Below are 25,086 nucleotides of genomic sequence, written 5' to 3'. Positions count from 1 at the left end.
TTTCTAGCGGAAGCACCAAGGTGAGGCCAAACCCGGATTTTGCAGGGCGGGATATCAGCCTGACATGGCTACCGGCTCAGACCGCCGATATTCCGCGGTGAGAAAGGGCACTACGCCCGATCGAGCCTCATTGCTGCTTTTCCCAGAACTGCAACAGTCCCTGCGAGGCCGAGCCACCGATCACGCAGGGGATGCCGATCGCGACCTGCCCGAGCGCCGCCGCCGAGACGCACCCGAGCGAGAGCGCGCCGACGCCAACCTGGCCCCAGAAGTCCAGATTGCGCCGGCTATCGGAGCCCTTGGCCTTGAGTTCGTCGACGGCAGCAAGGGCATCCTTGCGCAGCGCCGCGATCTCCACCGTATCGGCCGCATCGACGACCTCCGCGAGCGGCGCCTTGATCGGCGGTTTCTGCCGCGCCAGTTCGTTGCGCAGGAAATCACGCAGGCTGGCGTCGCGGATCGCATAGCTTGCCAGCGTATAGCGCGCCATGCTGCCGACCGTGAGCTTGTCAACGGTATCACGGCTCCTGCTCCACGGCAGCATTTCGATGATGCGCTGGATCGGAACATGGGAGCCGGTCGCAAAATAATATCCCCATAGCGTGTCCAGGAGATCCTGGTTGGTGGCAAAGCTCAGCTTTGTGTTCAGCTTCCTCTCCTCCTTGGAGAACGGATTGCGCGTAAACGCGACGCGCAGCTTGTCCATCATCCCGGGAGTCGCCTCCTCGAGTGGAATATCGTTGAGTGTCGGCAGCCTGCCCGAAAGGTAGCTGTCAATCATCACGCGGCGCCCCGGCATTCGCGCCGCGACCCTGCGCAGGATATTCCGCCAGTCAACCAGCCCGGAATAGGCGATTGCGCGCACGATCACCCATTCATCTTCCGGCGCGACGGGGAAGAAACTCGCAACCAGTTGCTCGGCCTTTTCCGGATTGGAGCCGATCGCACCGGCGATAAAGCCGAGATAGATGCCGGCATTTTCCGGCTCCTTGAAGCTTTGCGAATGGAAGAGAATGCGCACCGCGGCCGGCACATGGGCGTAATCCGGCTTGGCGCGATAATTATAGATCCACTGCTGGACTACGGCGAGCGAGGCGCGCGGGTCGATGTCCGGCGTCTTCTCCGCATGCGCCGATTGCATCAGCAGCAGGGAGCTTACGACGAGAGCTGCGTAACGCATCCGGCACTCCTGGCGAGCGTTGATGTATCACCGCACCAACATCTCGGACTTTGTGCTGCAAAGCATGATGCGGCCATTGCGACAATTCTGAGAACCGCCAGGTTAAATATGCGCGCTCAAATTATGGCGGGCGGCCAATTCCAGCCTGCAACTCACCCCAGATGCGACATCGTTTTGCCCGGCACCGGCAATTCGATATCGCCGGTCAATGGGAGACCGCAAGGGACGTGAAGCTCGAGCGCATCACGCTGTATCGGCAACCATCGAGGCTGCGCCTGATCGGCTCGGTGCTTGTCGCCGCCGCAGCCCTGTTGAACGCGGCCGCACCGCTTGCCGCCGAGGGCGTGCCGGCGCCAACAACGACAATTATCGTCGAAGGCAATCGCCGGGTCGAGGCCGATACCGTACGCTCCTACTTTCATCCAGGGCCGGACGGCCGGCTCGATGAAGCCGCGCGCGATGAAGCCTTGAAGGCGCTGGTCGCAACGGGCCTGTTCGAGAAAGTCTCGATCGAGCGTACCGGCGATGGTCTGACGGTGCGTGTAGCGGAAGCGCCAATCCTCGACCGTGTCGCCTTCGAGGGTAACAGGAGAATAAAGGATGCCGATCTGGCCGCCGCGATCGAGTCCAAGCCGCACGGCAGCCTGCAGCGTGCAACGGTGCAGTCGGACGTCGGCCATATCATCGAAGTTTACCGCCATGCCGGACGCGACGACGTCCGCGTCGCGCCCGAAATCATCGACCGCGGCAACGGCCGCGTCGATCTCGTTTATGTGATCACGGAGGGTACGAAAACGCCCGTACGCCAGATCAAGTTTGTTGGCAATCGGACATTCGGCGCACGCCAGCTCAACGCCGTGATCAAGACGTCGGCCACCAACATGCTCAGTTTTCTGACCGGCGGCGACGTCTACGATCCGGACCGCGTCGCGCAGGATCAGGAGCAGTTGCGCCTCTATTATCGCAGCAAGGGCTATGCGGATGCCGCCGTTCGCTCGGCAACGGCCGAATACGATCCAGCGGCCAAGGGATTTGCAGTCACTTTTGTGATCGATGAAGGCCCACTCTATCACTTCGGCGATGTCAGCATCGCCTGCAACATTCCCGGGCTCGATCCGCAAAAACTGCGCGGGGTCGCGCCCGCTCGCGCCGGCGCGGTGTTTGACGGCAACGCGCTCGACAAGAGCACCGAACTCCTTGCCGTCGAGATGGCCAAGCTCGGTTATCCCTTTGCGCAGACGGTGACGCGCATCGCACGCGATGCCGCTGCACAGCGGATCGATGTCACGTTCGTGATCGACCAGGGGCCGCGCACCTATGTCGAGCGCATCGAGATCCACGGCAACACCCACACGCGCGACTATGTGATCCGACGCGAGTTCGACATCGCCGAGGGCGATCCCTACAACAAGACGCTGATCGATCGCGCGGAGCGGCGATTGAAGAACTTGAACTACTTCAAGACCGTCAAGATCTCCAATCGGCCCGGCTCAACGCCTGATCGCGTCGTGCTCGATGTCGAGACCGTGGAGCAGGCAACCGGCGAGTTCAAGATCTCCGGCGGCTACTCGAGTACTGACGGCGCGCTGGTCGAGGTCAAGGTGGGCGACCGCAATTTCTATGGGACCGGAAAGAACGTTCAGGCCTCTGTGAGCTATGGCCAATACGCCCGCGGCATCGACCTCGCGGCGTCAGAGCCCTATTTCCTCGGCACAAAGGTGTCGGCGGGAATCGAACTGTTCGGCCGGCAGAGCGAGGTGAGCAGCTATCAGTCCTATAACAGCACGACCTATGGCTCGACCCTGCAATTGGGCACGCCGATCACCGAGCAGCTCGGCGTGCAATGGCGTTACTCGATCTACAACCAGGACATCTCGCTCGGCCCGACCAGCTCCGGCTTGCCCCCTTCCCTCGCAGTCCAGCAGGCCGCCGCTAATGGGCCAGCCTGGGTCTCCGCCGTTGGTTCGACCTCGACCTACAGCACGCTCGACAACAACAAGAGCCCTACGAGCGGATTAAGGTCGCAACTGAGCCAGGATCTGGCCGGCCTCGGCGGCGACGTGAAGTTCCTGCGGACCAGCGAAGACGCGCGCTACTATCAATCACTCGCGGGCGACCTCGTCGGCATGGTCCGCGCTCAGGGCGGCTACGTCACCGGCTGGGGCGGTCAGCAGGTGCCGCTGATGAACAGCTTTTTCGGCGGACCGACCATGGTCCGGGGCTTTGCCACCAACGGCTTCGGCCCACGTGATCTGACGCCCGGCACCACCATGGATAACGTCGGCGGCAGTGCCTATTGGGCGACGACGGCGGAACTACAGAGCGGAATTCCCGGCGTGCCGGACGAATACGGCCTCAAGGCATCGGCTTTCGTCGATGCCGGAAGTGTATTCCGTTATACCGGTCCGACCAGCGTGGGCGGCACCGCGCTGCAAGTTGGCAATAAAAACGTCGTGCGCTCCTCGGTCGGCATGGGCCTCACTTGGGCCTCCCCCTTCGGCGCACTCACCGTTGACTATGCCTTGCCATTGACCAAAGCCGCCTATGACGTGGTGCAGCCGCTCCGCTTCAGCGCTGGAGGCTTTTGACGGGAACGGGATGCGGCGTCGCAAAGCCGTAGATTAGCGCCAGCCGGTCGAGACATTCCTTGAGGCGCCGCGCAAAGTAATCGTTCCAGCGCTGGGTTCGCAGTCCCCGCCGCTCGCCGACCTGCTCCATGGTCATGCCGAGGATCAGGACTTCGTGCACCAGTGCCGAACCGTCGGCGCCGAGTTCGCGCTCGACCCGGTTGAGCCGCGATACCGCCCTGCGCTGGGCCTCGGTGATCGGCTCGCGCTGCGTGCCACCATCGACATATTCCCTGGTCGTGTCGACCGCGCGCGGCCCACGCTCGGCCTTCTCCCAATCACTCTGAAACGCGCGGCCACCTCGAAACTGGGTATCATCGATCTGACGGTGCGAATGCAGGCGTCCGAGCGGATCGTTGCGGACCGAGCGCAGCGCAACGACTTTGTCTCCAGGCTCGAGCGCAAGTGGATCGTCGACCTCAACGGTAGCGACTTCGGCGTTGTACGGCAAATCCTGTGCGCGGCGGTCATGTGCTCTTGCGGGATGATATGGTTTCTTGCGTTTGGCGCGCGGCATGGCTTGGCTCCTTCAGGGCAAAATTCAACCGGGACCATCTCGCCGGCGGCAAGACGGGTCGCTAGCAAGATGGATGAGGTGGGAGGCGCGTACGCCGCTATGCCGGCTCGCTTAGGCGCAGCGGCGCGATGCTCTGTAACGGCTCCGTCTCGAGCTCCGGATTGCGGCTCAAGTAGAAATGGGGCGTGCAGTAGCTTGAGCCTGGCCGCCTCCGATGACCACAAAACGTGATGGGTTCGCCATCGCTGTCACCGCCATAGGGGTATCGGCAATCGCCGTATTGGAGCTCCACCAGCGAAAGGTGGCGCGGCGCGATCTCGACACAACGGAGCTCGACCTGCGGCGCCTTCTCGAACACAGGCATCGGCCAAGGGAATTCGATCGATCTTGGCTGGCGTTCCCGCGGCTCGCTCGACCTGTTCAACTGCGGCACTGGCGTCGGCCGCGGCGTCACCGGTGGCGAACCGTCTGGCGTCGACAGGCCGAGCCGCCTGGCACGGCCGATCGCGGCGCTTCTCGTATAGTCGGTGTTGAATCTGGCGTTGATCGTCTTGGCGATCTTCGCAAAACTCATGCCTTGGGCGAGATATTCCCGCAACGCGTCCGAATGTTCGGACGCCCAGCCTGTCACTTCCATTGTTGATTCTTGTCCTTCGCTTCGGCGCCCGACGCCTCACCCGCCAATTTCTGATATTCCGAAATGAAAGTCAAGCTTGATTTCTGATTATCAGAATTGCTACGCTTTCCGGGGATTCGAAAGAAGGATACGCCATGCTGGACGCCAGATTGATCGAGCGGGGCCTGCGGAAGCCAGGCAAGACCAAGGGTGGGCTCGCGCAGGCGATGGGTGTTCGCCCCGGCGCTGTTTCCGAAATCCTCTCCGGGATACGCCTGATCAAGGCGTCCGAGATTGCACCGATCATGGAATATCTCGAGCTCAACTCGGTGCCGGTCATGGGGCGTGTCGGTGCCGGCGCGTCGATCGAGCCGGAATATGAGCAGGTGCCGCCCGAGGGGCTCGGTGAGGTCGAGTTACCCTTCCCGATCGCAGAAGAAATCATCGCATTCGAAGTATCTGGCGATTCCATGCTGCCGAAATACGAGAATGGCGACATCATTGTCGTCTATCGCGAGCAGCGACATCCGCTCTCGAGCTTCTATGGCGAAGAGGCTGCCGTTCGCCTGAAGACCGGCGAGCGCTATCTGAAGACGATCGAGCGCGGAAAGTCGCCGACGGTGGTCAACCTCACGAGCTTCAACGCCAAGCCGATCAACGGGGTGAAGCTCGAATGGATCGGCGAAATCTGCGTGACCCTGCCGCGAGGCCAGATCGAGCGACTGCGCAGCAAGGCGGCCGCACGGTCCCGCAAAGCCGCCAAGACGCAGGGGCCTCGGACGCCGGAGAAATAGACGGCCTCCAATTTCTGATTTTCAGAAATTACACTTGACAAATTTCCGATTTTCGGAAATTATGTCGCCATCGACTCCTGTCGAGAGAGGTGGCCGATTTGGCCGACATGCAGTATTTCGTCGTGATGATCGATTACGGCCGGCGCGGCCGCGAGGCCGTCGTTGATCCCGAAATCACGAGGCGCGAGGTCATCGCGCGGGTTGTATCGGGCGAATACAGGAATATCAGCTTCATCCACGAAATCTCCGATTCGGTTGTCGAGGACGTGACGGCCGATATCCTCGCCGAGGCCGCCCTCCCCGACATCAGCGCGGCCGAAGCCGACCTGCAGGCGTGCACGTTCGACCATCGCCGCGATCTGCGCAAGCACGAGCAAGCATGATCGGCCCTTCACATGAATCGCGATGAATCACATTCCAATTTCGAAAACGTGATCGTCCGCGGCTTTAATTCGTCAGCTGCAGATCAAATATGTTCGGCCAAACGGCTATTCGGAGTAGCGGCGGGGTGCGATGGATTCGCGATTCGCTGCTCCGAATTTGTGAAGTCTTGCTCTCAATGAATCCATATGTGAAGGCTGAGATCGCGGCGCGCGACGGCGATCTACGCATATTCCTTCTGCTCGGCATCGCGACCTGGTCCCTGTTCCTGGATCATATTCCGCACAACGCCGTCAGTGCGTTGACCTTGCGGAACTTTGGATTCAGCGGGGCGACCGAGCTGTTTGTATTTGTGATCGGCTATGCCGCTGCGATCATGTACGGGAAGATCGTTGTGGAACGTGGCTTCGTCGTGGGAGCGACCCGTGTGCTCAAGCGGGTATGGCAGCTCTACGCAGCCTATGTGGTGCTGTTCGTCGTCTACGTCGACCTGATCGGATATGTCGCGGCCCAATCCGCCGCGCCCGATCTCTTCGCCGAATTCAACATCACCGACTTCATCGAGCACCCGATTCGCGTAATCGTCCGCGGCTTGCTGCTGCAGGCCAAGCCGCTCAACCTGGACGTATTGCAGCTCTTCATCGTCCTCATGGCGTTCCTTCCCGCCGTGCTGTTCGGCATGATGCGCTGGCCGCGTCTGACGATGCTTGGATCCTTTGCACTCTATCTGTCGGCGCGGCACTTCGACTGGAATCTGACCGCCTTTCCGGAGGGGGGCTGGTATCTCAATCCGTTCTGCTGGCAATTGCTGTTCGTGCTGGGCGCTTGGTTCGCGGTCGGTGGCGCAGGAGATGCACACCTGGTTCGCGCGATGCAGAAGCTTCCGGCCTTGCGCGTCACCGCGTTGATCTACCTGCTCGTCGCCCTGACGATCATGTCGGCCGGGAAATCACCTGCGCTGGCGGAAATGATACCCAGTTCAGTGCTCGATGCCTTTCCGCCCAACGACAAGGCGAACCTCGCTCCCTATCGGGTGCTGCACCTGCTCGCAATGGCGTTCTTTTTCACCATGCTGATACCTCGCGACTGGTACGGACTCCAGTTGCAGGCGGTGCAGCCCCTCATCAAATGCGGCGAGGAATGGCTGGCGGTGTTCTGCTCCGGCATCTTCCTTTCATTTGCCGGGCACCTGGTTCTGATCACAGGCCCCAAGTCGCTGGCGATGCAGGTGCTGGTCAGCGCCGCCGGCATTCTCGGCATGACCTGCGTCGCCTATTACGCGTCCTGGTCCAAGCGGCAGGACCACAAATCCGCGGTCGGCGTACGATCCTGATGCAGCTTCATGGAGGCGTGCGGCGCTAGCGCTGCATCTGGATGATCTGGTCCATCGGCATCATGTTCTGATTGAGGTTCGCCATGATCCATAGCGAGCCGCCAATCACCAGGAAGACGATGAGCACGCCGAAGGCAAGCGCCATCACGTTGTTGGTGTTGTCAGGACCGGTCGTGAGGTGAAGGAAGAAGACCAGATGCACGCCCATCTGGGCGATCGCCAGCACGATAATGGCGACGGGAATGCTCGGCTGCCAGACCAGATCGGTGCCGGCAACAAAGAACGAGGTCGCCGTCAGCAGGAGCGCAAGGCCGAGGCCGGTGACATAGCCGAGTACGCGCAGGCCAACGCCGCCTTCGCGTTCGTCGCCCGGCGCCAGATCGATGCGGTGCTGGTCCGAGGTTTGATCGCTCATGGCTTGCTTCCGAGCAGATAGACCACCGAAAATACCGCGACCCAGATGATATCGAGGGCGTGCCAGAACAGCGCAAAGCACATGATGCGTCGCCCGATGTCGGCTCGAAAGCCCTTGGCGACCACCTGCGCCATCATCGTCAGCAGCCAGAGGATGCCGGCAGAGACATGCAGGCCATGGCAACCGACCAGGCTGAAGAAGGCGGTCAGAAACGCGCTGCGCGTCGGCCCCGCCCCGCGCGCGACCAGGTCCGCAAACTCCCGTCCCTCGAGGTAGAGAAAAGCGAGCCCGAGGACGCAGGTTGCCGCCATGCCCACCTGGAACCAGAGCTTGTTTCGGACGTCAGCCGCGATGTTGGCGAGCCCGCAGGTGAAACTCGACAGCAACAGCAAGACGGTCTCGATCGCGACTCTCCTGAGGTCGAACAGTTCGGCCCCCTTCGGCCCCCCTGCGGTCTGGTCAACCAGGACCGCATAGGTCGCGAAGAAGCACGAGAACATGACGATGTCGCTGAGCAGGAATATCCAGAAGCCGAATCCCGTGACGATCCGCTTCGGCACCGGTCCCGTGTGCGCGACCGCGGCATGCGCGATCCCGCGCAGACGGTGCGGATCGGCTTGAGCATATGCCAGCGTCGTGTCGGCCATGGCTCAGGCTCCCGCCAGGCTGGTCAGGGCGCGCCGCTCTTCCATATTGGCGCGGTCGATGCGCGCCACCTCCTTCGCGGGGATGACGTATTCGTCATGGTCCCGCCATGCGAATGCGACGAAGGTGGCGAAGGCACCGATCGCGCCGGCCGCGACCATCCACCAGATGTGCCAGATCAACGCAAAGCCCATGATGGTCGCGAAGAAGGCGCACACGAAGCCGGTCGGGGAATTGCGCGGCATCTCGATGTCCTTGTAGTCGAGCTCGCGCTTCTCGAGGCCCTGCTGCTTGGCATGCGCCTTCAATGACCAGTAGGCATCTTCGCCGGTCACATCAGGTGGAATCGCGAAATTGAACACCGGTGGTGGCGAAGCCGTTGCCCATTCCAGCGATCGCCCATCCCAGGGATCGCCGGTGCGGTCGCGCAGCTCTTCACGATGCCGAATGCTGACGGTGAGCTGCATGATCTGGAAGATGATCCCGATCAGGATAATCACGGCACCAGCCGCCGCGATCAGAAGCCACGGCCGCCATTCCGCGACGTCGTAGTGCTGCATTCGCCGCGTCATGCCGAGAAAACCGAGCGCATAGAGCGGCATGAACGCAACGTAAAACCCGATCAGCCAGCACCAGAACGCCGCCTTGCCGAGCCCCTCATGCAGGCGGAAGCCGAACGCCTTTGGAAACCAGTAGGCATAGCCCGCGAAAGCGCCGAACAGCACGCCGCCGATGATCACGTTGTGAAAGTGAGCGACCAGGAACAGGCTGTTGTGAAGCAGGAAATCGGCTGGCGGCACGGCGACCAGCACGCCGGTGAGGCCACCGAGGATGAACGTCACCATGAAGCCGATCGCCCACAGCATCGGCGTGTCGAACCGCACCCGTCCACCATACATCGTGAACAGCCAGTTGTAGATCTTCACGCCGGTCGGCACCGCGATGATCATACTGGCGATCCCGAAGATCGCATTGACATAGGGACCGGCACCCATGGTGAAGAAATGGTGCAGCCACACCATGAAGGAGATGACGCAGATCGCCATGGTTGCGAGCACCATGGACCGATAGCCGAACAGCGGCTTGCCCGAAAACGTCGAGACCACCTCGGAGAAGATTCCGAACGCGGGCAGTACAAGGATGTAGACCTCGGGGTGACCCCACGCCCAGATCAGGTTCATGAACATCATCACGTTGCCGCCGGCCTCATTGGTGAAGAAATGGAAGCCGAAATAACGGTCGAGAATCAGCATCGCCAGCGTTGCTGTCAGGATCGGAAACGCCGCCACGATCAACAAACTCGAGGCGAGCGTGGTCCAGCAGAACATTGGCATCCGCAAATAGGTCATGCCCCTGGTGCGCAGCTTCAGCACCGTGGTAACGAGATTGATGCCGGCAACCAGCGTGCCGACGCCGGAGATCTGAAGCGCCCAGAGATAATAGTCGACGCCGACACCCGGCGAATAAGTGAGTCCGGACAGCGGCGGATAAGGCAGCCATCCGGTGCGCGCGAACTCGCCCACCACGAGCGAGATGTTGACCAGCAGCGCGCCTGTTGCGGTGAGCCAGAAGCCGACGGAATTCAAGGTCGGAAACGCCACGTCCCGCACGCCGAGCTGCAGCGGCACCACCAAATTCATCAGCCCGATCACGAACGGCATCGCCACGAAGAAGATCATGATGGTGCCGTGCGCGGAGAATATCTGGTTGTAGTGCTCTGGCGGCAGATAGCCTTGCGACTGGAAGGCAACTGCCTGCTGCGATCGCATCATGATAGCGTCGGAGAAGCCGCGCAGCAGCATGACCATGGCGAGCAAGGTATACATCACACCGATCCGCTTGTGATCGACGCTGGTGATCCATTCGCGCCAGAGATATGGCAGGTGGCCGGCAAGGACGACCCAGACCAGGACCCCGAGGATGACGAGCGCGACGGCGCCCGAGGCGATCATCGGAATCGGCTGATCGATCGGAATCGCGGACCAGTTCAGCTTACCGAACATCTTGGCCTCCGATATGCGACTGCGCGCTTTCTGACGTCAGCTTCGGTCCCGGCCCCGGGGGTATCTCCTGGGTCACGATGGCGTTGAACAGCCGCGGATCCTCGAGCCGATAGGTCGATGTCACGGTCTCGACTGACTGCTGGGCGAGCTTTCCATAGCTCTCCGCATTCAAGACACGATTGGTCTGGGCGGCGCGTGCCACCCAATCAGGAAACTCGAGTTGCGGTACGACCTGAACGTCGAACATCATATTGGGAAAGCCATCCCCGCTGAAATGAGACGACAGGCCCTGAAGGGTACCCTGATTGTCGGCGCGCAGCTTCAACCGCGTCACCATCCCGTTCATCGTATAGATCATGCTGCCAAGCTGCGGGATGAAGAACGCGTTCATCACGCTGCCGGAGGTCAACTCAAGATCAAGGGGAGAGCCGACCGGTACCGTCAGCGTGTTGACCGTTGCGATCCCCTGGTCCGGATAGATGAAGAGCCACTTCCAATCGAGCGACACGACCTGGATGCGGACCGGCGCGCCGGTCCCATCAATGGGCCGGGCGGGATCGAGCTGATGCGATCCAATCCACGCCACCCCGCCAAGCAGGATGATCGTCAGCGTCGGGATCGACCACACCACGAGCTCGAGGCGGCCGGAATAAGCCCAATGGGGCTGATAGGTCGCCCGTGGATTGGACTCGCGAAACCAGAATGCAAAGGCAAAGATTGCCGCGATCGTCGGCAGGACGATCGCCAGCATGATCCCGACCGAGTCGATCAGAATTGTCTTCTGGGCAGCGGCGATCGGACCTTGCGGATCGAAGATGTTCATCGCGAAGCCGTGACCGTGTTGTTGCTACAGCGGGGTCTTGGAACGACACTTCGGCGGACGAGATCGGCTTGGTCGGAATCAAGGCAACGGCGCCGGGGTCCCGACAGGAAGACTGATACACTGACTTTAGAGGTTCATCCCGGGATTGTCCGATCAAATTTCAACCGCCCCGCGGCGATCAGCGGGCTCGATCGTTCATTTTTGAAAAAAGGCGGCGCAGTTTGCTCTCGCAGCATCTGGGCTTGCTCCGAGCATCCGGGTCGCCCGCGCCCCACGAGTGTCCTCAATCTCCTGGAAATGCGCGTCTCAAGCGCGCCTCGCTTTGGCGCAGCATGGCCGGGTCCAGCTTTCCCTGTCGGGACGCGTCCAGCGCGCAGGCAAAGATGCGATAGAACTGCGCGCCGTCGAATGCGACCAGGAGCATGTCGACGCCGGCATTCAGCGCCTCGACGACGGCATCGCAGACACTGTGCTGGTAGATCGCTCCCATCACCAGGTCATCCGTCATCACGATGCCCTGATAATTCCATTTGTTTCGAATGATCCCGTCGACGACGCGCTTTGAGTGCGAGGCCGCATGATCCGGATCGATCGCGGTGAGAGTCACATGGCCGACCATGAGCTGCGCTTTTGAGTTCGCCAGCACCTCCCGGAACGGACGCCAGTCGGACGCTTCCAATTCGTCCACTGATGTTCCGAGTTCCGCGCTGAAGTGATGGGTATCGGCGCGGACGCGGCCCAGCCCGGGAAAATGCTTGACGGTTGCCCCGACGCCGAACGCCTCGAGGCCGTGAACATACGCCTGCGCGATCTCGCCGACGATGGCGGGATCGGCTGAGATTGCGCGACGGCCGATCAGCGTATTGAAATCAAATCGATTACGCCCAGCCTCGGGCCGCAGGTCGAGCACCGGGGCAAAATTGAGATTGACCCCGAGCGCCGCCAATTCCTGTCCGTGAATGCGGCCGAATTCTTCGGCCTTCGCCTTCCGCACGTCCGACGTCATTTCCGCCAATGTGGCTAGCGCCGGCAGCTTGGTCAGTGGCGGCGACAGATGAGAAACGATGCCACCTTCCTGGTCGGCTGCGACGATCAAGGGCGGCAGCCCTGCAGCGCGCCGCTTGTCCTGAAGGGCTGCGATCTCGGCTTTCAACGCCTCCGCCGACTTTCGCCGCAGATTGTGCTTGCTGACATAGATGCCGCCGATCAAGCCCTTCTCCGCCAGCACTGTCACCGCTGAGACCGACGAATAGCCGACCATGAAGTGCGGCCCAAGGCTGCGCACCTGCGCAGCGTCGACCTGCAACACCTCGCGCTTGCGCAGCTCGAACGTAAGATGCGCGCCCAGCATCAGAAGCGGCGGCAGGCACCACAACAGGACCAGCAATCTTCGCGAAAACCCTCGCCGCCAGGAGCCGCGAAGCAGCAGGACAAGGACCACCACGCTGCTCGTGACCACGAGCACGATGTTTCCCGTTCCGCGCAGCACGGCGAGATAGGGCTCGTTCTTGTTGGCGGCGACAAGGGCGAGCACCAACCCGGCGAACCAGAGCCCGATGATAACGACACGATTTCGAAATTTCATGGTTGGCGACGCCGCGTGTGAAACAACAGACCCCGCCCCTATCAAATGCACACATGCCGCGCGAGCACTTAACCACGTCTGCACGGAAACTGCACAAAATTCCTGAAGTCGTGCAGACGACCATTTCGAGATTTGCACAACGTCAGTTCAAGGTCCGCCGCGTTCGACATCCGCAAAGGAATTGACATGACAAGTCTCCCTTCGCCCGCCGCCGATATCCGACCCGTCCAAAGCTTATCGCTGCCAGCCAAGCTCGCGATCGCGGTCGCGCTGGCTGCGCTTGCCGACTTGCTGTTCTACGGCGAGCGAATCGGAATATCGGTTGCTGTCTTCGCTGTTGCGCTGGCCTGCGGTTCGCTGCTTGCCAACATCGCCAAACTGGAGGGGCGTCGAGCGATGCTCGGCGGCCTCCTCATGATCGCCGGCCTCGTCCCGACCGTGGAGGAAGTCAATGCGGCATCACTTGCGATCATCTTGCTCGCGCTCGGAGCGGCCCTCTTGCTCACGACCAACCCTGGTCTCACCGGCCCTGGCGAACGAGCGGCGGCGCTTTGCGACCTCTTCCTGGTCAGTCCTTTCAGGTTCTTTGTGGACGCGCTCGGGATGTTCAATCTGCCGGCGCTGACCAGCGGTCTCATCCTGTGGTTCGTGCCAGCATTGCTTGGAACAGTTTTCGTCGCCTTGTTCGTCGCCGCCAACCCTGTGCTCGAAATATGGATCGGCCTGATCAACCCCAGCAACGCTGCTTCGCATCTAAACGTCGGACGGGCGCTGTTCTGGATCGTGGCGATATCCCTCGTCTGGCCGTTCATCCATGTCAGGTGGCGCCGCAAATCTGGCTCGGTCGCTGCCGCGGCCGAATCCCCCACGCCGGCCGCGGATACATCTTCCGATGTCGTCGATTTCCTCGGCGCACCGACCATCCTGCGCTCGCTGATCCTGTTCAATCTGCTGTTCGCGGTTCAGACGATCCTGGACGCGGTCTATCTCTGGGGCAATGCGGCGCTCCCGGCCGGCGTCACCTATGCCTCATATGCCCATCGCGGCGCCTATCCCCTGATCGTCACGGCCCTGCTGGCAGCGGGCTTCGTTCTCGTCGCAATTCGGCCTGGTGATCCCGCCGAAGGGTCCAAGGTCATACGACCCCTGGTCTATTTATGGGTGGCGCAGAACGTCCTGCTGGTCGCTTCCGCCATCTACCGGCTCGACCTCTATGTGCAGATATATCTTCTGACCTATTGGCGCGTGGCTGCTTTCATCTGGATGCTGCTGGTCGCCGCCGGGCTTCTATTGATCGTCGCCCGCATCATGCTGGACCGTTCCAACGCCTGGCTGATAGCGGCAAACCTGGTCACGTTGACGGCCGTGCTCTATGTCTGCTCGCTCGTCAACTTCGCTGCGATCATTGCCGACTACAATGTCACCCACAGCCGGGACGTGTCCGGCAAGGGCCTGCAGGTCGACACAAACTACCTGGCTCAGCTCGGGCCGCAGGCGCTGCCCGCGGTCGAGAAGGTCCTGCAGCTTCGCACCAGCGATCCGTGCCTTGTTTCCCGCCGAGATTCGCTTGTAGAACAGCAGCGGCGGGACATGGCGTCCTGGCGTTCCTGGGGTTTTCGAAGCTGGCGCCTGCAACGCTATCTCGACGGCGAACAGAAGAACAAGGTCACGGGTGACGAGCGGGCTGGAGGGACGTTTGACGCACCGTATTCTTATCGTCGACGACGACCTGCACATCCGCGAAGTCATCCGCGTCGCCCTCAAGAAAGCCGGCATGAACGTGGTCGAGGCGCGCGACGGCAAGGAGGCGCTCGCCCGATTTGCAAGCGACCGGCCTGACCTCATCGTGCTCGACATCGGGATGCCAGAGCTGGACGGGCTCGACGTCTGCCGGGAGGTGCGAAAGAATTCCGATGTACCGATCCTGTTCCTGTCGGCGCGCGACGATGAGATCGACCGCGTGCTGGGCCTCGAGATTGGCGGCGACGACTACGTGACAAAACCGTTCAGCCCGCGCGAGCTCGTCGCCCGCGTCAACGTCATCCTGCGGCGCATGAACCCTCGCGGCGGCGACGCCAAAGCCGGCAACACGGTTCTCACGCAAGGCAGACTGTCCGTCGATCCCGAGCAGCACGTCGCGTTGTTTGCCGGGATACCGCTCCGGCTGACGGCAATCGAGTTCGGAATCCTGCGTGCCTTCCTGACGCGGCCGACGGCCGTCTTCAACCGCGAGCAGCTCATGCGCGCATCCTACCAGCTCAACATCCAGGTGTCCGACCGCACCATCGACAGCCACATCCGCAACATCCGCGCCAAGCTCGCCGCGCTGAACTGCGACAACGTCATCGAGACCATTCACGGCGTCGGCTTCAAGCTCGGGCGATGCGAGCCACAGGCATGAGCGGTCCGAATGCGCCCGACAAATGGCGGCCATCGCTCAGCCTGGTCATCTTCACCGTGCTGGCGACCGTCGCCATATTGCCCCTGGTCGGCCTGTTCTTCTTCCGCCTCTATGACAACCAGCTCATTCGCCAGACCCAGGCCGAGCTGATTGCGCAGAGCCGCGTGCTGGCGGCGATCTTCGCACAGGAGGTGCAGGCGCAGCTCACCAACGGGATTCCTCTCGGCGCCGAGGTCCCGCCCGGCGTCTTGCCCGATCCTGGCGATCAGGTCACGCCGATCCGGCCCGCGCTCGATCTTGCCGGCAATGACCTGTTGCGACGGCGGCCCGCCGCCCTGCCCGCGCGCGCACCGGCCGACCAGGCCTATGTCGAGATCGGCGCGCGACTGCTGCCGATCGTCCGCGAGACGCAGAAGGTAACGCTAGCCGGATTCAGGATCCTCGATCCGCACGGCGTCGTGATCGCGGGACGTCAGGAAGTCGGACAATCGCTCGCCCATATCGAGGAAATCGCCGCGGCGCTCCATGGCGAATATCGCGCGGCGCTGCGAATCCGCATGCCGGACAAGCCCCCGCCGCCGATCTATTCCATCAGCCGCGGCGTCGGCGTGCACGTGTTTTCCGCGATGCCGGTGATCGTCAACAACCGCGTGGCCGGCGTGATCTATACGACCCGGACCCCGAGCAACATTTTCGACCATCTCTATCAGGAACGCGTCAAGTTCCTGCTCGCCGCGCTCGCCGTGATCCTTGCGACGATGGCGATCGGGCTGTTTTTCTCTCGCACCATCACCCAGCCCATGCACGAACTGATCGGCCGCGCCGCGCGCATCGGCAAAGGTGATCGCAGCGCATTCCGTCCGTTGCGGCACTACGGCACGCGCGAATTCGCACAGCTCTCGCATAGCTTCTTCGGCACGGCCGAACAGTTGGCGCGGCGTTCGGACTACATCGCGACGTTCTCGGCACATCTCACGCACGAGCTGAAATCGCCGCTCACCTCGATCAAGGGCGCGGCGGAGCTGCTCTTGGATTCTCTGGACGACAAATCGGACGGCCTGACCCGTTCCGAGCAGAGGACCTTCGTGTCGAACATTCTCGGCGATACCGAGCGCCTCGAAGCGATGGCCCAGCGCTTGCGCGAACTAGCGCGCGCCGAAACCGTGCCGCAGAACGAGCGCACCGAACTCGCGTCCGTGATCAGTGATCTCAAGGGCCGGTTCCCGGCTTGCGTTGTCACGGCGGCCGGCAGTCTCGACCGGCCGATCGGGATGTCCGGCGAAAAGGCGCTGATCGTCCTCTCACACCTTGCCGACAACGCCGTGCGGCACAACGCCAGGAATATACGGCTCGACGCCGTGGACGAGCATACGGCCGTCAGGCTGGTCGTGGGCAATGATGGTGATCCGATCTCGGAAGCCAACCGCGAACGGATCTTCGACGCCTTCTTCACCACCCGCCGCGATGCCGGCGGCACCGGGATGGGGCTTGCGATCGTGCGCGCCGTGATGACAAGTCACGGCGGCTCGATCCGACTGCTGCCGACCAGTGAAGGCGTGACCTTCGAGCTTAGGCTTCCCGCCGCTTGAACCTCACACCCGCTCGATGATGATCGCAGGCGCCATGCCGCCGGCGGCACACATCGTCACCAGACCGCGCTTGAGGTCACGCCGCTCCAATTCATCCAGCACCGTGCCGATCAGGATCGAGCCGGTGGCGCCGATGGGATGACCGAGCGCGATGGCGCCGCCATTGACGTTGACCTTCTCGCGATCCAGCTTGAGATCGCGGATGAACTTCTCCGCGACCACGGCAAAGGCTTCGTTGATCTCGAACAGGTCGATATCGTCAAGCGTCAGCCCGGCCTTGGCCAGCACCTTGCGCGCCGCCGGCACTGGCGCGTTCAGCATCAGGGTCGGCGAATCCCCCATATTGGCCATCGCGACCACGCGCGCCCGCGGCTTCAAGCCGTGCTTCCTGGCGTAGTCAGGCGAAGCCAGCAGGATCGCGGCAGAGCCATCGACCACGCCGGACGAATTTCCCGCGTGATGGACAAAGTCGATGTCGAGATCGGGATATTTTTCCAGGATCAGCTTGCGATAGGTCGTCCCCTTGTCGTCGAGCGCGTAGTCGGCGATCGCCGGGAAGGCAGGTTTCAGCGCCGCGAGCCCTTCGAGCGTGGTCTGCGGCCGCGGATATTCCTCCTTGTCGAGCGCGAGCGTGCCATCCTCGCGATAGACAGGAACCAGGCTCTTGTCGAAATGGCCGCCCTTGATCGCGGCCGCTGCCCGCTTCTGGCTTTCCAGTCCGAGCGCATCGACGTCCTGCCGCCTGATGCCCTCGAGCGTCGCCACGGCGTCGGCGCAGACGCCCTGATGCGATTGCGGATGCCTTGCGCGCAGGCGGAGATTTCCGGCGTCCATCATGAATGGCCCCTCGCCGCGCCGGCCTTCCATCGACATCACCTCGGTGCCACCGGCGATCACGAGATCCTCGGAGCCCGACATGATCGAAGCGGCGGCCATGTTGACGCTGGTGATGCCGGAACCGCAGAAGCGATCGAGCGTCACGCCGCTCGCCTTCACGTCATAGCCTGCATCCAGCGCCGACATGCGGCCGAGATCGCCGCTCTGCGCGCCGCGCTGGGAACTGGTGCCCCAGATAATGTCGTCGACATCGGCGGTATCGATGCCGGTGCGATCGGCCAGCGCCCGCAGCACGGTGGCGCCGAGCTGCTGCGGATGAATGCCTGACAGCGCGCCCTTGCCCGCCTTGCCAATGCCTCGCGGCGTCCTGCATGCATCGATGATCAGCGCGTCAACCATGGTGTGTTCCTCAGACAGTATTACATCGGCTCATTTGCAGCCGATCATCCGGCAAAGTCAATTCGCTGTCGTAGGATGGGTAAAGCGAAGCGTGCCCACCACTTACGGTCGATGCCAGAAAGGTGGGCACGCTTCGCTTTGCCCACCCTACGCTACCCCCGCCGCAGCGCCAGAATCTTCTCCGCGGCGCGCAGATGCGGCTTGTCCAGCATCTTGCCATCCATCTTCACCACACCGGACGGATTTCCCGCGAACGCAGCGACGACGCGCTCCGACCACGCGATCTCCTCGTCCGTCGGCATGAAGGCAGCATTGACGACGTCGACATGCTTTGGATGGATCACCGCCTTTGCCAGGAAACCATCCTGCCGCGCCGTGATGCATTCCTCCCGGAGCGCATCCAGATTGTTGATGTCGGTCGCGATCGTATCGATGGCGACGACGCCGGCGGCAGCCGCGCTGATCAGGCAGAGATCGCGCGCCAGCCAGAACGGGCTGTGAAAACGACTACCGGTGCGGTTGCGCGAGGCCCCGAGCGAGGCGGCGAGATCTTCGGCGCCCCACATCATGCCCCATAGCCGTGGGCTCATATTCTCGAAGTCGAGCAGTTTCAGCACCGCCCGCGCCGTCTCGGTCGCAACCGTCACGATGCGTGTCGTGCCCTGGGCAATGCCGGATGCCGCCTCGAACGCATCGAGGTAAAGCGCGAGCTTGTTGACGTCGGGGGCCCCTGCACATTTCGGCAGGACGATGCCGTCTGGCTTCCCCGGCATGACGGCTGCGAGATCGCCCAGCGTCATGTCGGTGTCGAGCGCGTTGACGCGGACATACATCTTCTGATCCGGATTGCGCGAATTCAACATCTCGCGCGTGATGCCGCGCGCCGCCTCTTTCTGCTCCGGCGCAATGGAATCCTCGAGATCGAGGATCAGGGCATCCGCGGCCGTCTTCTTCGCGCTTTCGAATTTCCGGACGCTGTCGCCGGGAACAAACAGGAACGAACGCATCGCCTCACGCCTTCGGTTTGCAGAGCATCAGCCCGGTACGGCGGCAGCTCGCCACCACCTCGCCGCGCTGGTTGGTCATGGTGTGCTCGAATTCCACGAGCCCCTGGGTCGGCCGCGACTTGCTCGGGCGCTTCGAGACGATCTTGGTGTGCGCCCGCAGCGTATCGCCATGAAACACCGGCTTCGGAAACTTCACATCCGTCATGCCCAGATTGCCGACGGTGGTGCCGAGCGTCGTATCATAGACGCTCATGCCGATCATGATGCCGAGCGTATAGAGGCTGTTGAACAGCCGCTGGCCATATTCGGTCTTCTCGGCGAAATGGGCATCGAGATGCAACGGCTGCGGGTTCATGGTCAACAGACTGAACATCGTATTGTCCATCTCGGTCACGGTGCGGCTGAATTCATGATGGAATTCCCGCCCGACCTCGAACTCCTCGAAATATAGTCCTGCCATCAGCGTCCCCGATAGTTTGGCGTCCGCTTCTCGACGAACGCGTTCAACCCTTCCTGACAATCTTCCGTCGTCGCGACAAGCGCAAAACTCTCGGCCGCGTTCTCGATCGCGCGGCGGTAGTCCGCATCCACTGCGCGCATGAAGGCATCGCGGCCGAGCTTCATCACGATCGGCGACTTGGCGGCGAGCTTTCGGGCGACCTCGCGGGCGCGATCGAGCGCGGTCCCCTTCGTCACGACTTCGCTCAAAAGGCCCATGCGAAACGCGGTTGCCGCATCGAACGGCTCGCCGAGAAACAACGGGCCGAAGGCCTGGTGCTTTCCGACCAGCCGCGGCAAATGCACGAAGTGAAGCGCTGGTATCAGCCCGACATCGATCTCCGGATAGCCGAAGGTCGAGGCGTCGCCGGCAATGATCATGTCGCAGGATATGGCAATGGTCATGCCGCCAGCCCGCGCGGCACCATCGATCGCTGCAATCGTCGGCTTGCCCATTCGGTACTGGACATCGTTGAGGGCGAAGTAGAGCCGTTCGAGAAAGCCCTTGATCTCGATCGCCGGCTTGCCGCGCACGATGTCGAGATCGAGCCCGGCACAAAACACCTTGTGGGCACTGCCGATGATCACGGCGCGCACGGCTGCATCGTCCTTGGCCGTCTGCAATGCAGCCAGCAGCGCATCGATCAAGGACAGGCTCAGCGCGTTGACCGGCGGGCGATCCAGCATGATCTCGGCAATACCGTCGGCAACCAAGTAGCGGACGAGTTTCTCGCTCATGGTGCACCATCTCCATTTGGCCGCGACTGACGCACGGCACCGGCCGCGATCAACGCATCGATGACGGCACCGTCGAAGCCAGCCTCTGTCAGAACCTCGACGCTGTCCTGTCCGATATCCGGCGCGGGACGCAGATCGTCCTCTGAACGACTTGCGATCCCCGGCGTCCGCGGCGTGTAGACCGGGCCGACGCCGGGCGTATCCTGGCAGACCGCGGCCTTGGTTGCCTCGACGTGAGCATTCCTCAGCCATTCGCCGGGATTGTGGATGCGCTCCGCGATGATATCGGCCGCATGCAGCCGCGTCAGCCACGCCTCGGCCGTTTGGGTCAGGAAGACTTCCCGTAGCTGCGGGATCAGCGTATCAGCCGAATCCGCACGCCGAGCGAAATCGGCAAAACGCGGATCAGTGGCGAGATCTTCGCGCCCGATCGCCGTGCAGAGCCGCCTGTACTGCGCTTCGTTCACCAGCGTCACCATCATCCAGCCGTCCTTGGCCTGGTAGGTGCCAGCCGGCACGTTGAGCGCGCGCGGTGCACCGCCTTCCAGAATGAACTCAGCAACCTTGTGCCCCAGCAGCGCCGCCGTCGACTGGCAGAGATTGACGTCGATCCAGCGCCCCGTGCCCACGGTCGCCCGCGCGAACAGCGTGGTGGCGATGGCATGGAAGGCATAGACGCCCGTGACGACGTCGGAGATCGTCGTGCCGACCCGGTGCGGTGTACCGTCGGCGCCGACATTGACCGAGACCAGACCCGAAAACGCCTGCGCCACGGAATCCGATCCGGGACGCTTCGCGTAAGGCCCACTTTGCCCGAAGCCGCTGACCGAGAGATAGACCAGGCTGGGATTGTCGCGTGATAGCGATTCATACCCAAGCCCGAGCCGCGCGGCCACGCCGGGCCTGAAGCCTTCGATCAGGACGTCGGTGTCCCTCGCCAGCTTCTGAGCAATCGCGATCCCATCCTTCTGCTTCAGGTCGAGGCAAAGGCTGCGCTTGCCGCGGTTATAGACCGCCGACAGCGTGGTGTGGTTGCCATAGGTGGTCCCGAGATAGCGCGACCAGTCGCCCTCGGGCGGCTCGACCTTGATGACGTCGGCCCCGTAAACGCCAAGCAGCATCGCGCAATAGGGCGACGCAATGCCCTGTCCGAAATCGAGCACGCGAAGGCCGCGATAGGGCGCCTCGTGCGTTGGCGCCAGCCTGCTATCAATCGCCATTCATCCTCCCCATGGGGGCCGAAGGCTACAGCGCCAGATAGCGCTGCCGAATGTTGTCGTTGGCCTTCAGCTCTTCGATGGGAGATGTGTAGACGATTTGGCCCTTGTCGATAACCGTCGCGTGGCTCGCAAGGCCAAGGCAAAAATGCATGTTTTGCTCGGCGATCAACACCGTGGCGCCGGTTGCGCGAAGCTGCCGCAACAGTTCGCCGATTCGTTGCACGATGATCGGTGCCAGCCCCTCGCTCGGCTCGTCCAAGAGCAGCAGCGCGGGGTTGCCCATCAGCGTCCGCGCGATGGCCAGCATCTGCTGCTCGCCGCCGGACAGCCGTCCCGCGATCCGGTAGCGCAATGGCTCGAGCAGCGGGAAAACGTCATAGATGCGCTGGATCGACCATTCGTCCTCGCCATTCGGCCCTTTCTTCTGGCCGATGACGAGATTGTCTTCGACCGTATGCTCCGGGAAGATCTGGCGGTCCTCCGGGACAAAACCCAATCCGGCGCGGGCGATGCGATGCGGCCGCATCCCGGAAACGGTCCTGCCGTTCAGGGTCACCTTGCCGCGACGCGCCGGCGCAAGCCCCATGATCGCCTTCATGGTAGTGGACTTGCCGGCGCCATTGCGGCCAAGCAGCGCCACGGTCTCGCCCTGCCGCACCGAGAGGCCGACGCCAAACAGGATCTGGCTAGTGCCGTAGTAGACGTCGAGGTCCTCGACCTGCACGACTGGCAAAGCGCTCATGTCACGGCCTCGGCATGGTCCTCGGTGCCGAGATAAGCCTCGATCACCGCTTCGTTGCGCCTGATGGCATCAGGTGTGCCAGTCGCAAGGATGCGGCCGTAGCAGAGCACGACGATCCTCGGCGCGATCTTGAACACGATGTCCATGTCGTGCTCGATGAAGACGACCGTGATCTTCTGCGTCTCCCAGAGCTCCCGGACCTTGTCGATCATCCGCCAGCGCTCCTCGGTGCCCATGCCGGCGGTCGGCTCGTCCAGCAGCAGCACCTTTGGGTCGAGCACCAACGCCAGCGCGATATCGAGCAGCTTCTGATCGCCATGCGACAGTGTCGCGGCGGTGCGGTGGCGCTTGTTGGAAAGGCCGAGCAATTCCATCGCGTGCTCGGCGCGATCCCGCGTCTCGACGAGCGGGAAACGCCGGTGCAGCACGGTCGAGCGGCGCTGATCCGCGCAGACCGCTGCGAGCATGGTCTCCTGCACGGTGAGCGAAGGAAAGATGCTGGCGACCTGGAACGCCCGTCCGATGCCGTGCCGCACGATCTCGGGCGGCGACTTGCCGGCGAGATCGACGCTATCGAGCAGGACCTCGCCGGCATCCGGCCTGAGCGCGCCCGTGATCAGGTTGAAGAATGTGCTCTTGCCGGCACCATTCGGACCAATCACGGCTGTGAGCGAGCCATCGGAAAAATCCAGCGAAACATTGTCCGTCGCTTTCACCCCGCCGAACGACTTTGAGAGCCCGCGAATATCAAGCATGGCTAGCCGCGCTCCCCTGGCCCGTCGCGCCGCTGCGCATACCACTCGAGCACATAATCCATCAGGCCCTTGCGCAGGCCAATGGCGAAGAACAGGATCACGACGCCGAGCACGATGCCATGATATTCCGTGTAGCGGGTGACGGTATCGTTGAGGATCAGCAGCAGCACCGTGCCGACCATCGGCCCCAGGAACGTGGTGACGCCGCCGAGCATGTTGATGAAGATGCCCTCGCCCGAAATCGTCCAGTAGGCGAATTCGGGATAGGCGCCGGAGACGAACAGCGCCATCACCATGCCGCCGGTGGACGCGAACAGCGCCGCCAGCACGAAGATGGTCAGCTTGGCGCGCCAGACATCGATGCCGATAAAGCTGGCGCGCCGCGCATTGTCGCGGATCATGCGCAGCGTATAGCCGAACGGCGATTGCGCGATCTGGCGCATCAGAAGCAGGCCGAGCACCAGCAGCGCGCAGCTTGTGATGTAGAGATGCACATGATTGGCAAGATCGATGCCGAAAAAAACCGGCCGTGGGATGCCGCCGCGCAAGCCCTGGTCGCCGCCGGTCAGCGACGCCCAGGTCAGGATCGTCGAGTGGATCAGCATCTGGAATGCCAGCGTGACGAACGCGAAGTAGATCTCCTTCAGCCGCACGCAGATCGCACCGATGATCGCAGCGAAAACGGCGGTGATCGCGAGCGTCGCCACAAAAGCCACCGGTATCGGCACGCCGGTGCGCTGCATCAGCAGGCCGAAGCCATAGGCGCCGAGACCGAAGAACATGCCGTGCCCGAACGAGATCATGCCGGTATAGCCGACGAGCAGATTGAGCGACGTCGCGAACAGGCCGAACGCTGAACAGCGGATCACGAAATCGAGCAGCGCCTTGCTGCCGAAGAAGAATGGCAGCGCCGCCAGCACCGCAAAGGCGACCAGCGCAATCAGAATGTCGCGATAACGCGAGCGGAACGAGCGCGTTTCGATGCGCGGCGTAGTCAAGGTCTCCGACGCGCGATCAGCCTGCAGCTCGGTCATGCGACCTCCTTGCCGAACAGGCCGGTCGGCCGTGACACCAGGACGATCACCATGAACAGGTACATCAGGCCTTCGGTGAACAGGGGAAAGCCGAGCGAGCCGAACGAGCGGATCAGGCCGATGAGCAGAGCTCCGATCAGCGCGCCCAGGATCGAGCCCATGCCGCCGATCACGGTAACGATGAAGGATTCGATCAGCACCGAAAATCCCATTCCCGGCGTCAGCGAGCGCACCGGCGCCGCCAGTGCGCCGGCAAGCCCAGCGAGCATGCCGCCGAGCGCGAACACGCCGCCATAGAGCAGCCCGGTATTGATGCCGAGCGCCGATATCATGCCCGGATTGTGGGCGGCCGCGCGGATCACCTTGCCGATCCGGGTGCGGGCGAGCCCAAGGCCAAGCACCAAGGCGGCGGCCAATGCGACCCCGATCAGCAGCAGGTAATAGGGCGGCACGACGCCGCCGGCGATGAACAGCGGCGGCACCTGGAACGCCGACGGCATGCCCATCGACTTGAATTCAGGCCCCCAGATCATGCGTACGACGTCGTCGAAGATCAGCACGAAGGCGTAGCAGACCAGCAATTGCATCAGCACGTCGGCGCCATAGACGCGGCTCATGAACACGCGCTCGAAGATCAGGCCAAGGAGCGCCGTGCCCGCCGCGCCGCAAAGCATCGCGAGCGCAAAGCTGTCCGTGAGCTGGTAGGCCGTCATCGCGAAATAGGCGCCGAACATATAGAAGGCGCCATGGCTGAAATTGACCACCTTGAGCACGCCGAAGATCAGCGTCAGCCCGACGGCGACGAGAAACAGCAGCATACCGATAATGAGGCCGCTGGTGGTTTGCGTCACCAGGCAGGCCGGACTGGCGAGGCAGCCAGCGAGCGCGTCTATATCCAATGCAGTATTTCCATCTCAGCGCGCCGAAACCGTCGGCGCGCAACTCGC

Annotated in this window: 24 protein-coding genes; 7 read left to right on the top strand and 17 right to left on the bottom strand. The window is 62.4% G+C overall.

Going from position 1 to position 25,086, the window contains the following annotated elements; genetic code table 11:
• Positions 1 to 127: 127 nt before the first annotated feature.
• Positions 128 to 1,180, bottom strand: a complete 1,053-nt coding sequence (locus tag ACZIRK_RS28460; RefSeq protein WP_474418609.1) for a hypothetical protein — start codon at positions 1,178 to 1,180, stop codon at positions 128 to 130.
• Between the two features lie 161 nt (positions 1,181 to 1,341).
• On the opposite strand from ACZIRK_RS28460, the gene bamA reads away from it, so the two are divergent.
• Entirely contained in the window at positions 1,342 to 3,768 is a 2,427-nt protein-coding gene (gene bamA / locus ACZIRK_RS28455; RefSeq protein WP_474418608.1) for an outer membrane protein assembly factor BamA, read from the top strand.
• Here the strand turns inward: bamA and ACZIRK_RS28450 are convergent.
• Positions 3,749 to 4,324 carry a DUF6456 domain-containing protein gene (locus ACZIRK_RS28450; RefSeq protein WP_028164883.1) on the bottom strand — a complete coding sequence of 192 codons (576 nt, stop codon included), beginning with the start codon at positions 4,322 to 4,324 and terminating at the stop codon, positions 3,749 to 3,751. The two genes, bamA and ACZIRK_RS28450, sit on opposite strands and share 20 nt — an antisense overlap.
• 97 nt (positions 4,325 to 4,421) lie before the next feature.
• Positions 4,422 to 4,961, bottom strand: a complete 540-nt coding sequence (locus ACZIRK_RS28445) for a GcrA family cell cycle regulator (RefSeq protein ID WP_474418607.1) — start codon at positions 4,959 to 4,961, stop codon at positions 4,422 to 4,424.
• 134 nt (positions 4,962 to 5,095) lie between these two features.
• Here ACZIRK_RS28445 and ACZIRK_RS28440 point away from each other — a divergent pair, with 134 nt between their 5' ends.
• The 3 genes from ACZIRK_RS28440 (at position 5,096) to ACZIRK_RS28430 (ending at position 7,448) form a co-directional block, all read left to right on the top strand.
• Positions 5,096 to 5,734 carry a S24 family peptidase gene (locus tag ACZIRK_RS28440; protein WP_130223634.1) on the top strand — a complete coding sequence of 213 codons (639 nt, stop codon included), beginning with the start codon at positions 5,096 to 5,098 and terminating at the stop codon, positions 5,732 to 5,734.
• A 107-nt stretch (positions 5,735 to 5,841) separates the two neighbouring features.
• A complete protein-coding gene (locus ACZIRK_RS28435; protein ID WP_474418660.1) occupies positions 5,842 to 6,117 on the top strand; it encodes a hypothetical protein in 276 nt (91 codons plus the stop codon).
• Between the two features lie 176 nt (positions 6,118 to 6,293).
• Positions 6,294 to 7,448 carry an OpgC domain-containing protein gene (locus ACZIRK_RS28430; RefSeq protein ID WP_474418606.1) on the top strand — a complete coding sequence of 385 codons (1,155 nt, stop codon included), beginning with the start codon at positions 6,294 to 6,296 and terminating at the stop codon, positions 7,446 to 7,448.
• A 25-nt stretch (positions 7,449 to 7,473) separates the two neighbouring features.
• Here ACZIRK_RS28430 and cyoD read toward each other — a convergent pair whose 3' ends face one another.
• The 5 genes from cyoD to ACZIRK_RS28405 form a co-directional block, all read right to left on the bottom strand.
• The gene (gene cyoD, locus ACZIRK_RS28425) at positions 7,474 to 7,863 is read right to left on the bottom strand and encodes a cytochrome o ubiquinol oxidase subunit IV (protein WP_474418605.1); all 390 of its coding nucleotides are present in this window, start codon (positions 7,861 to 7,863) and stop codon (positions 7,474 to 7,476) included.
• Entirely contained in the window at positions 7,860 to 8,510 is a 651-nt protein-coding gene (locus ACZIRK_RS28420; RefSeq protein WP_208824491.1) for a cytochrome (ubi)quinol oxidase subunit III, read from the bottom strand. Before ACZIRK_RS28420 ends, cyoD begins: the two co-directional genes overlap by 4 nt.
• 3 nt (positions 8,511 to 8,513) lie before the next feature.
• Positions 8,514 to 10,511, bottom strand: coding sequence for a cytochrome o ubiquinol oxidase subunit I (cyoB, locus tag ACZIRK_RS28415; RefSeq protein ID WP_474418604.1), 1,998 nt, complete (start codon positions 10,509 to 10,511; stop codon positions 8,514 to 8,516).
• Positions 10,501 to 11,334 (bottom strand): cytochrome ubiquinol oxidase subunit II, encoded by an 834-nt coding sequence (locus ACZIRK_RS28410; RefSeq protein WP_474418603.1) that lies wholly within the window; start codon positions 11,332 to 11,334, stop codon positions 10,501 to 10,503. The genes cyoB and ACZIRK_RS28410 overlap by 11 nt, the downstream gene beginning before the upstream one ends.
• Before the next feature lie 283 nt (positions 11,335 to 11,617).
• Positions 11,618 to 12,919 (bottom strand): glycoside hydrolase family 3 N-terminal domain-containing protein, encoded by a 1,302-nt coding sequence (locus tag ACZIRK_RS28405; RefSeq protein ID WP_474418602.1) that lies wholly within the window; start codon positions 12,917 to 12,919, stop codon positions 11,618 to 11,620.
• A gap of 186 nt (positions 12,920 to 13,105) precedes the next feature.
• On the opposite strand from ACZIRK_RS28405, the gene ACZIRK_RS28400 reads away from it, so the two are divergent.
• From ACZIRK_RS28400 to ACZIRK_RS28390, 3 genes are read left to right on the top strand one after another with little or no spacing between them, the layout of a single operon-like run.
• Positions 13,106 to 14,758 (top strand): DUF4153 domain-containing protein, encoded by a 1,653-nt coding sequence (locus ACZIRK_RS28400; RefSeq protein WP_474418601.1) that lies wholly within the window; start codon positions 13,106 to 13,108, stop codon positions 14,756 to 14,758.
• Entirely contained in the window at positions 14,649 to 15,320 is a 672-nt protein-coding gene (locus ACZIRK_RS28395) for a response regulator (protein ID WP_456643190.1), read from the top strand. Before ACZIRK_RS28400 ends, ACZIRK_RS28395 begins: the two co-directional genes overlap by 110 nt.
• Positions 15,317 to 16,909, top strand: a complete 1,593-nt coding sequence (locus ACZIRK_RS28390) for a sensor histidine kinase (protein WP_474418600.1) — start codon at positions 15,317 to 15,319, stop codon at positions 16,907 to 16,909. Before ACZIRK_RS28395 ends, ACZIRK_RS28390 begins: the two co-directional genes overlap by 4 nt.
• A 3-nt stretch (positions 16,910 to 16,912) precedes the next feature.
• On the opposite strand, the gene ACZIRK_RS28385 is transcribed toward ACZIRK_RS28390, so the two are convergent.
• The 9 genes from ACZIRK_RS28385 to ACZIRK_RS28345 form a co-directional block, all read right to left on the bottom strand.
• Positions 16,913 to 18,145 carry an acetyl-CoA C-acetyltransferase gene (locus ACZIRK_RS28385; RefSeq protein ID WP_474418599.1) on the bottom strand — a complete coding sequence of 411 codons (1,233 nt, stop codon included), beginning with the start codon at positions 18,143 to 18,145 and terminating at the stop codon, positions 16,913 to 16,915.
• 152 nt (positions 18,146 to 18,297) lie between these two features.
• Entirely contained in the window at positions 18,298 to 19,152 is an 855-nt protein-coding gene (locus ACZIRK_RS28380) for an HpcH/HpaI aldolase/citrate lyase family protein (RefSeq protein ID WP_474418598.1), read from the bottom strand.
• Positions 19,153 to 19,156: 4 nt separating this feature from the next.
• Positions 19,157 to 19,612, bottom strand: a complete 456-nt coding sequence (locus ACZIRK_RS28375) for a MaoC family dehydratase (RefSeq protein ID WP_028164873.1) — start codon at positions 19,610 to 19,612, stop codon at positions 19,157 to 19,159.
• A complete protein-coding gene (locus ACZIRK_RS28370) occupies positions 19,612 to 20,388 on the bottom strand; it encodes an enoyl-CoA hydratase/isomerase family protein (protein WP_474418597.1) in 777 nt (258 codons plus the stop codon). Before ACZIRK_RS28370 ends, ACZIRK_RS28375 begins: the two co-directional genes overlap by 1 nt.
• Positions 20,385 to 21,608: a CaiB/BaiF CoA transferase family protein gene (locus ACZIRK_RS28365; RefSeq protein ID WP_474418596.1), complete on the bottom strand. Its 1,224-nt coding sequence runs from the start codon at positions 21,606 to 21,608 to the stop codon at positions 20,385 to 20,387. The genes ACZIRK_RS28370 and ACZIRK_RS28365 overlap by 4 nt, the downstream gene beginning before the upstream one ends.
• 25 nt (positions 21,609 to 21,633) lie before the next feature.
• The gene (locus tag ACZIRK_RS28360; protein WP_474418595.1) at positions 21,634 to 22,350 is read right to left on the bottom strand and encodes an ABC transporter ATP-binding protein; all 717 of its coding nucleotides are present in this window, start codon (positions 22,348 to 22,350) and stop codon (positions 21,634 to 21,636) included.
• Positions 22,347 to 23,105 (bottom strand): ABC transporter ATP-binding protein, encoded by a 759-nt coding sequence (locus tag ACZIRK_RS28355; protein ID WP_474418594.1) that lies wholly within the window; start codon positions 23,103 to 23,105, stop codon positions 22,347 to 22,349. Before ACZIRK_RS28355 ends, ACZIRK_RS28360 begins: the two co-directional genes overlap by 4 nt.
• Before the next feature lie 2 nt (positions 23,106 to 23,107).
• Positions 23,108 to 24,139 (bottom strand): branched-chain amino acid ABC transporter permease, encoded by a 1,032-nt coding sequence (locus ACZIRK_RS28350; RefSeq protein WP_028164868.1) that lies wholly within the window; start codon positions 24,137 to 24,139, stop codon positions 23,108 to 23,110.
• Positions 24,136 to 25,038, bottom strand: a complete 903-nt coding sequence (locus tag ACZIRK_RS28345) for a branched-chain amino acid ABC transporter permease (RefSeq protein WP_474418593.1) — start codon at positions 25,036 to 25,038, stop codon at positions 24,136 to 24,138. Before ACZIRK_RS28345 ends, ACZIRK_RS28350 begins: the two co-directional genes overlap by 4 nt.
• Positions 25,039 to 25,086 lie beyond the last annotated feature (48 nt).

Source organism: Bradyrhizobium sp. Leo114, from assembly GCF_055229415.2.
This window is presented reverse-complemented; position numbering and strand designations above follow the sequence as displayed.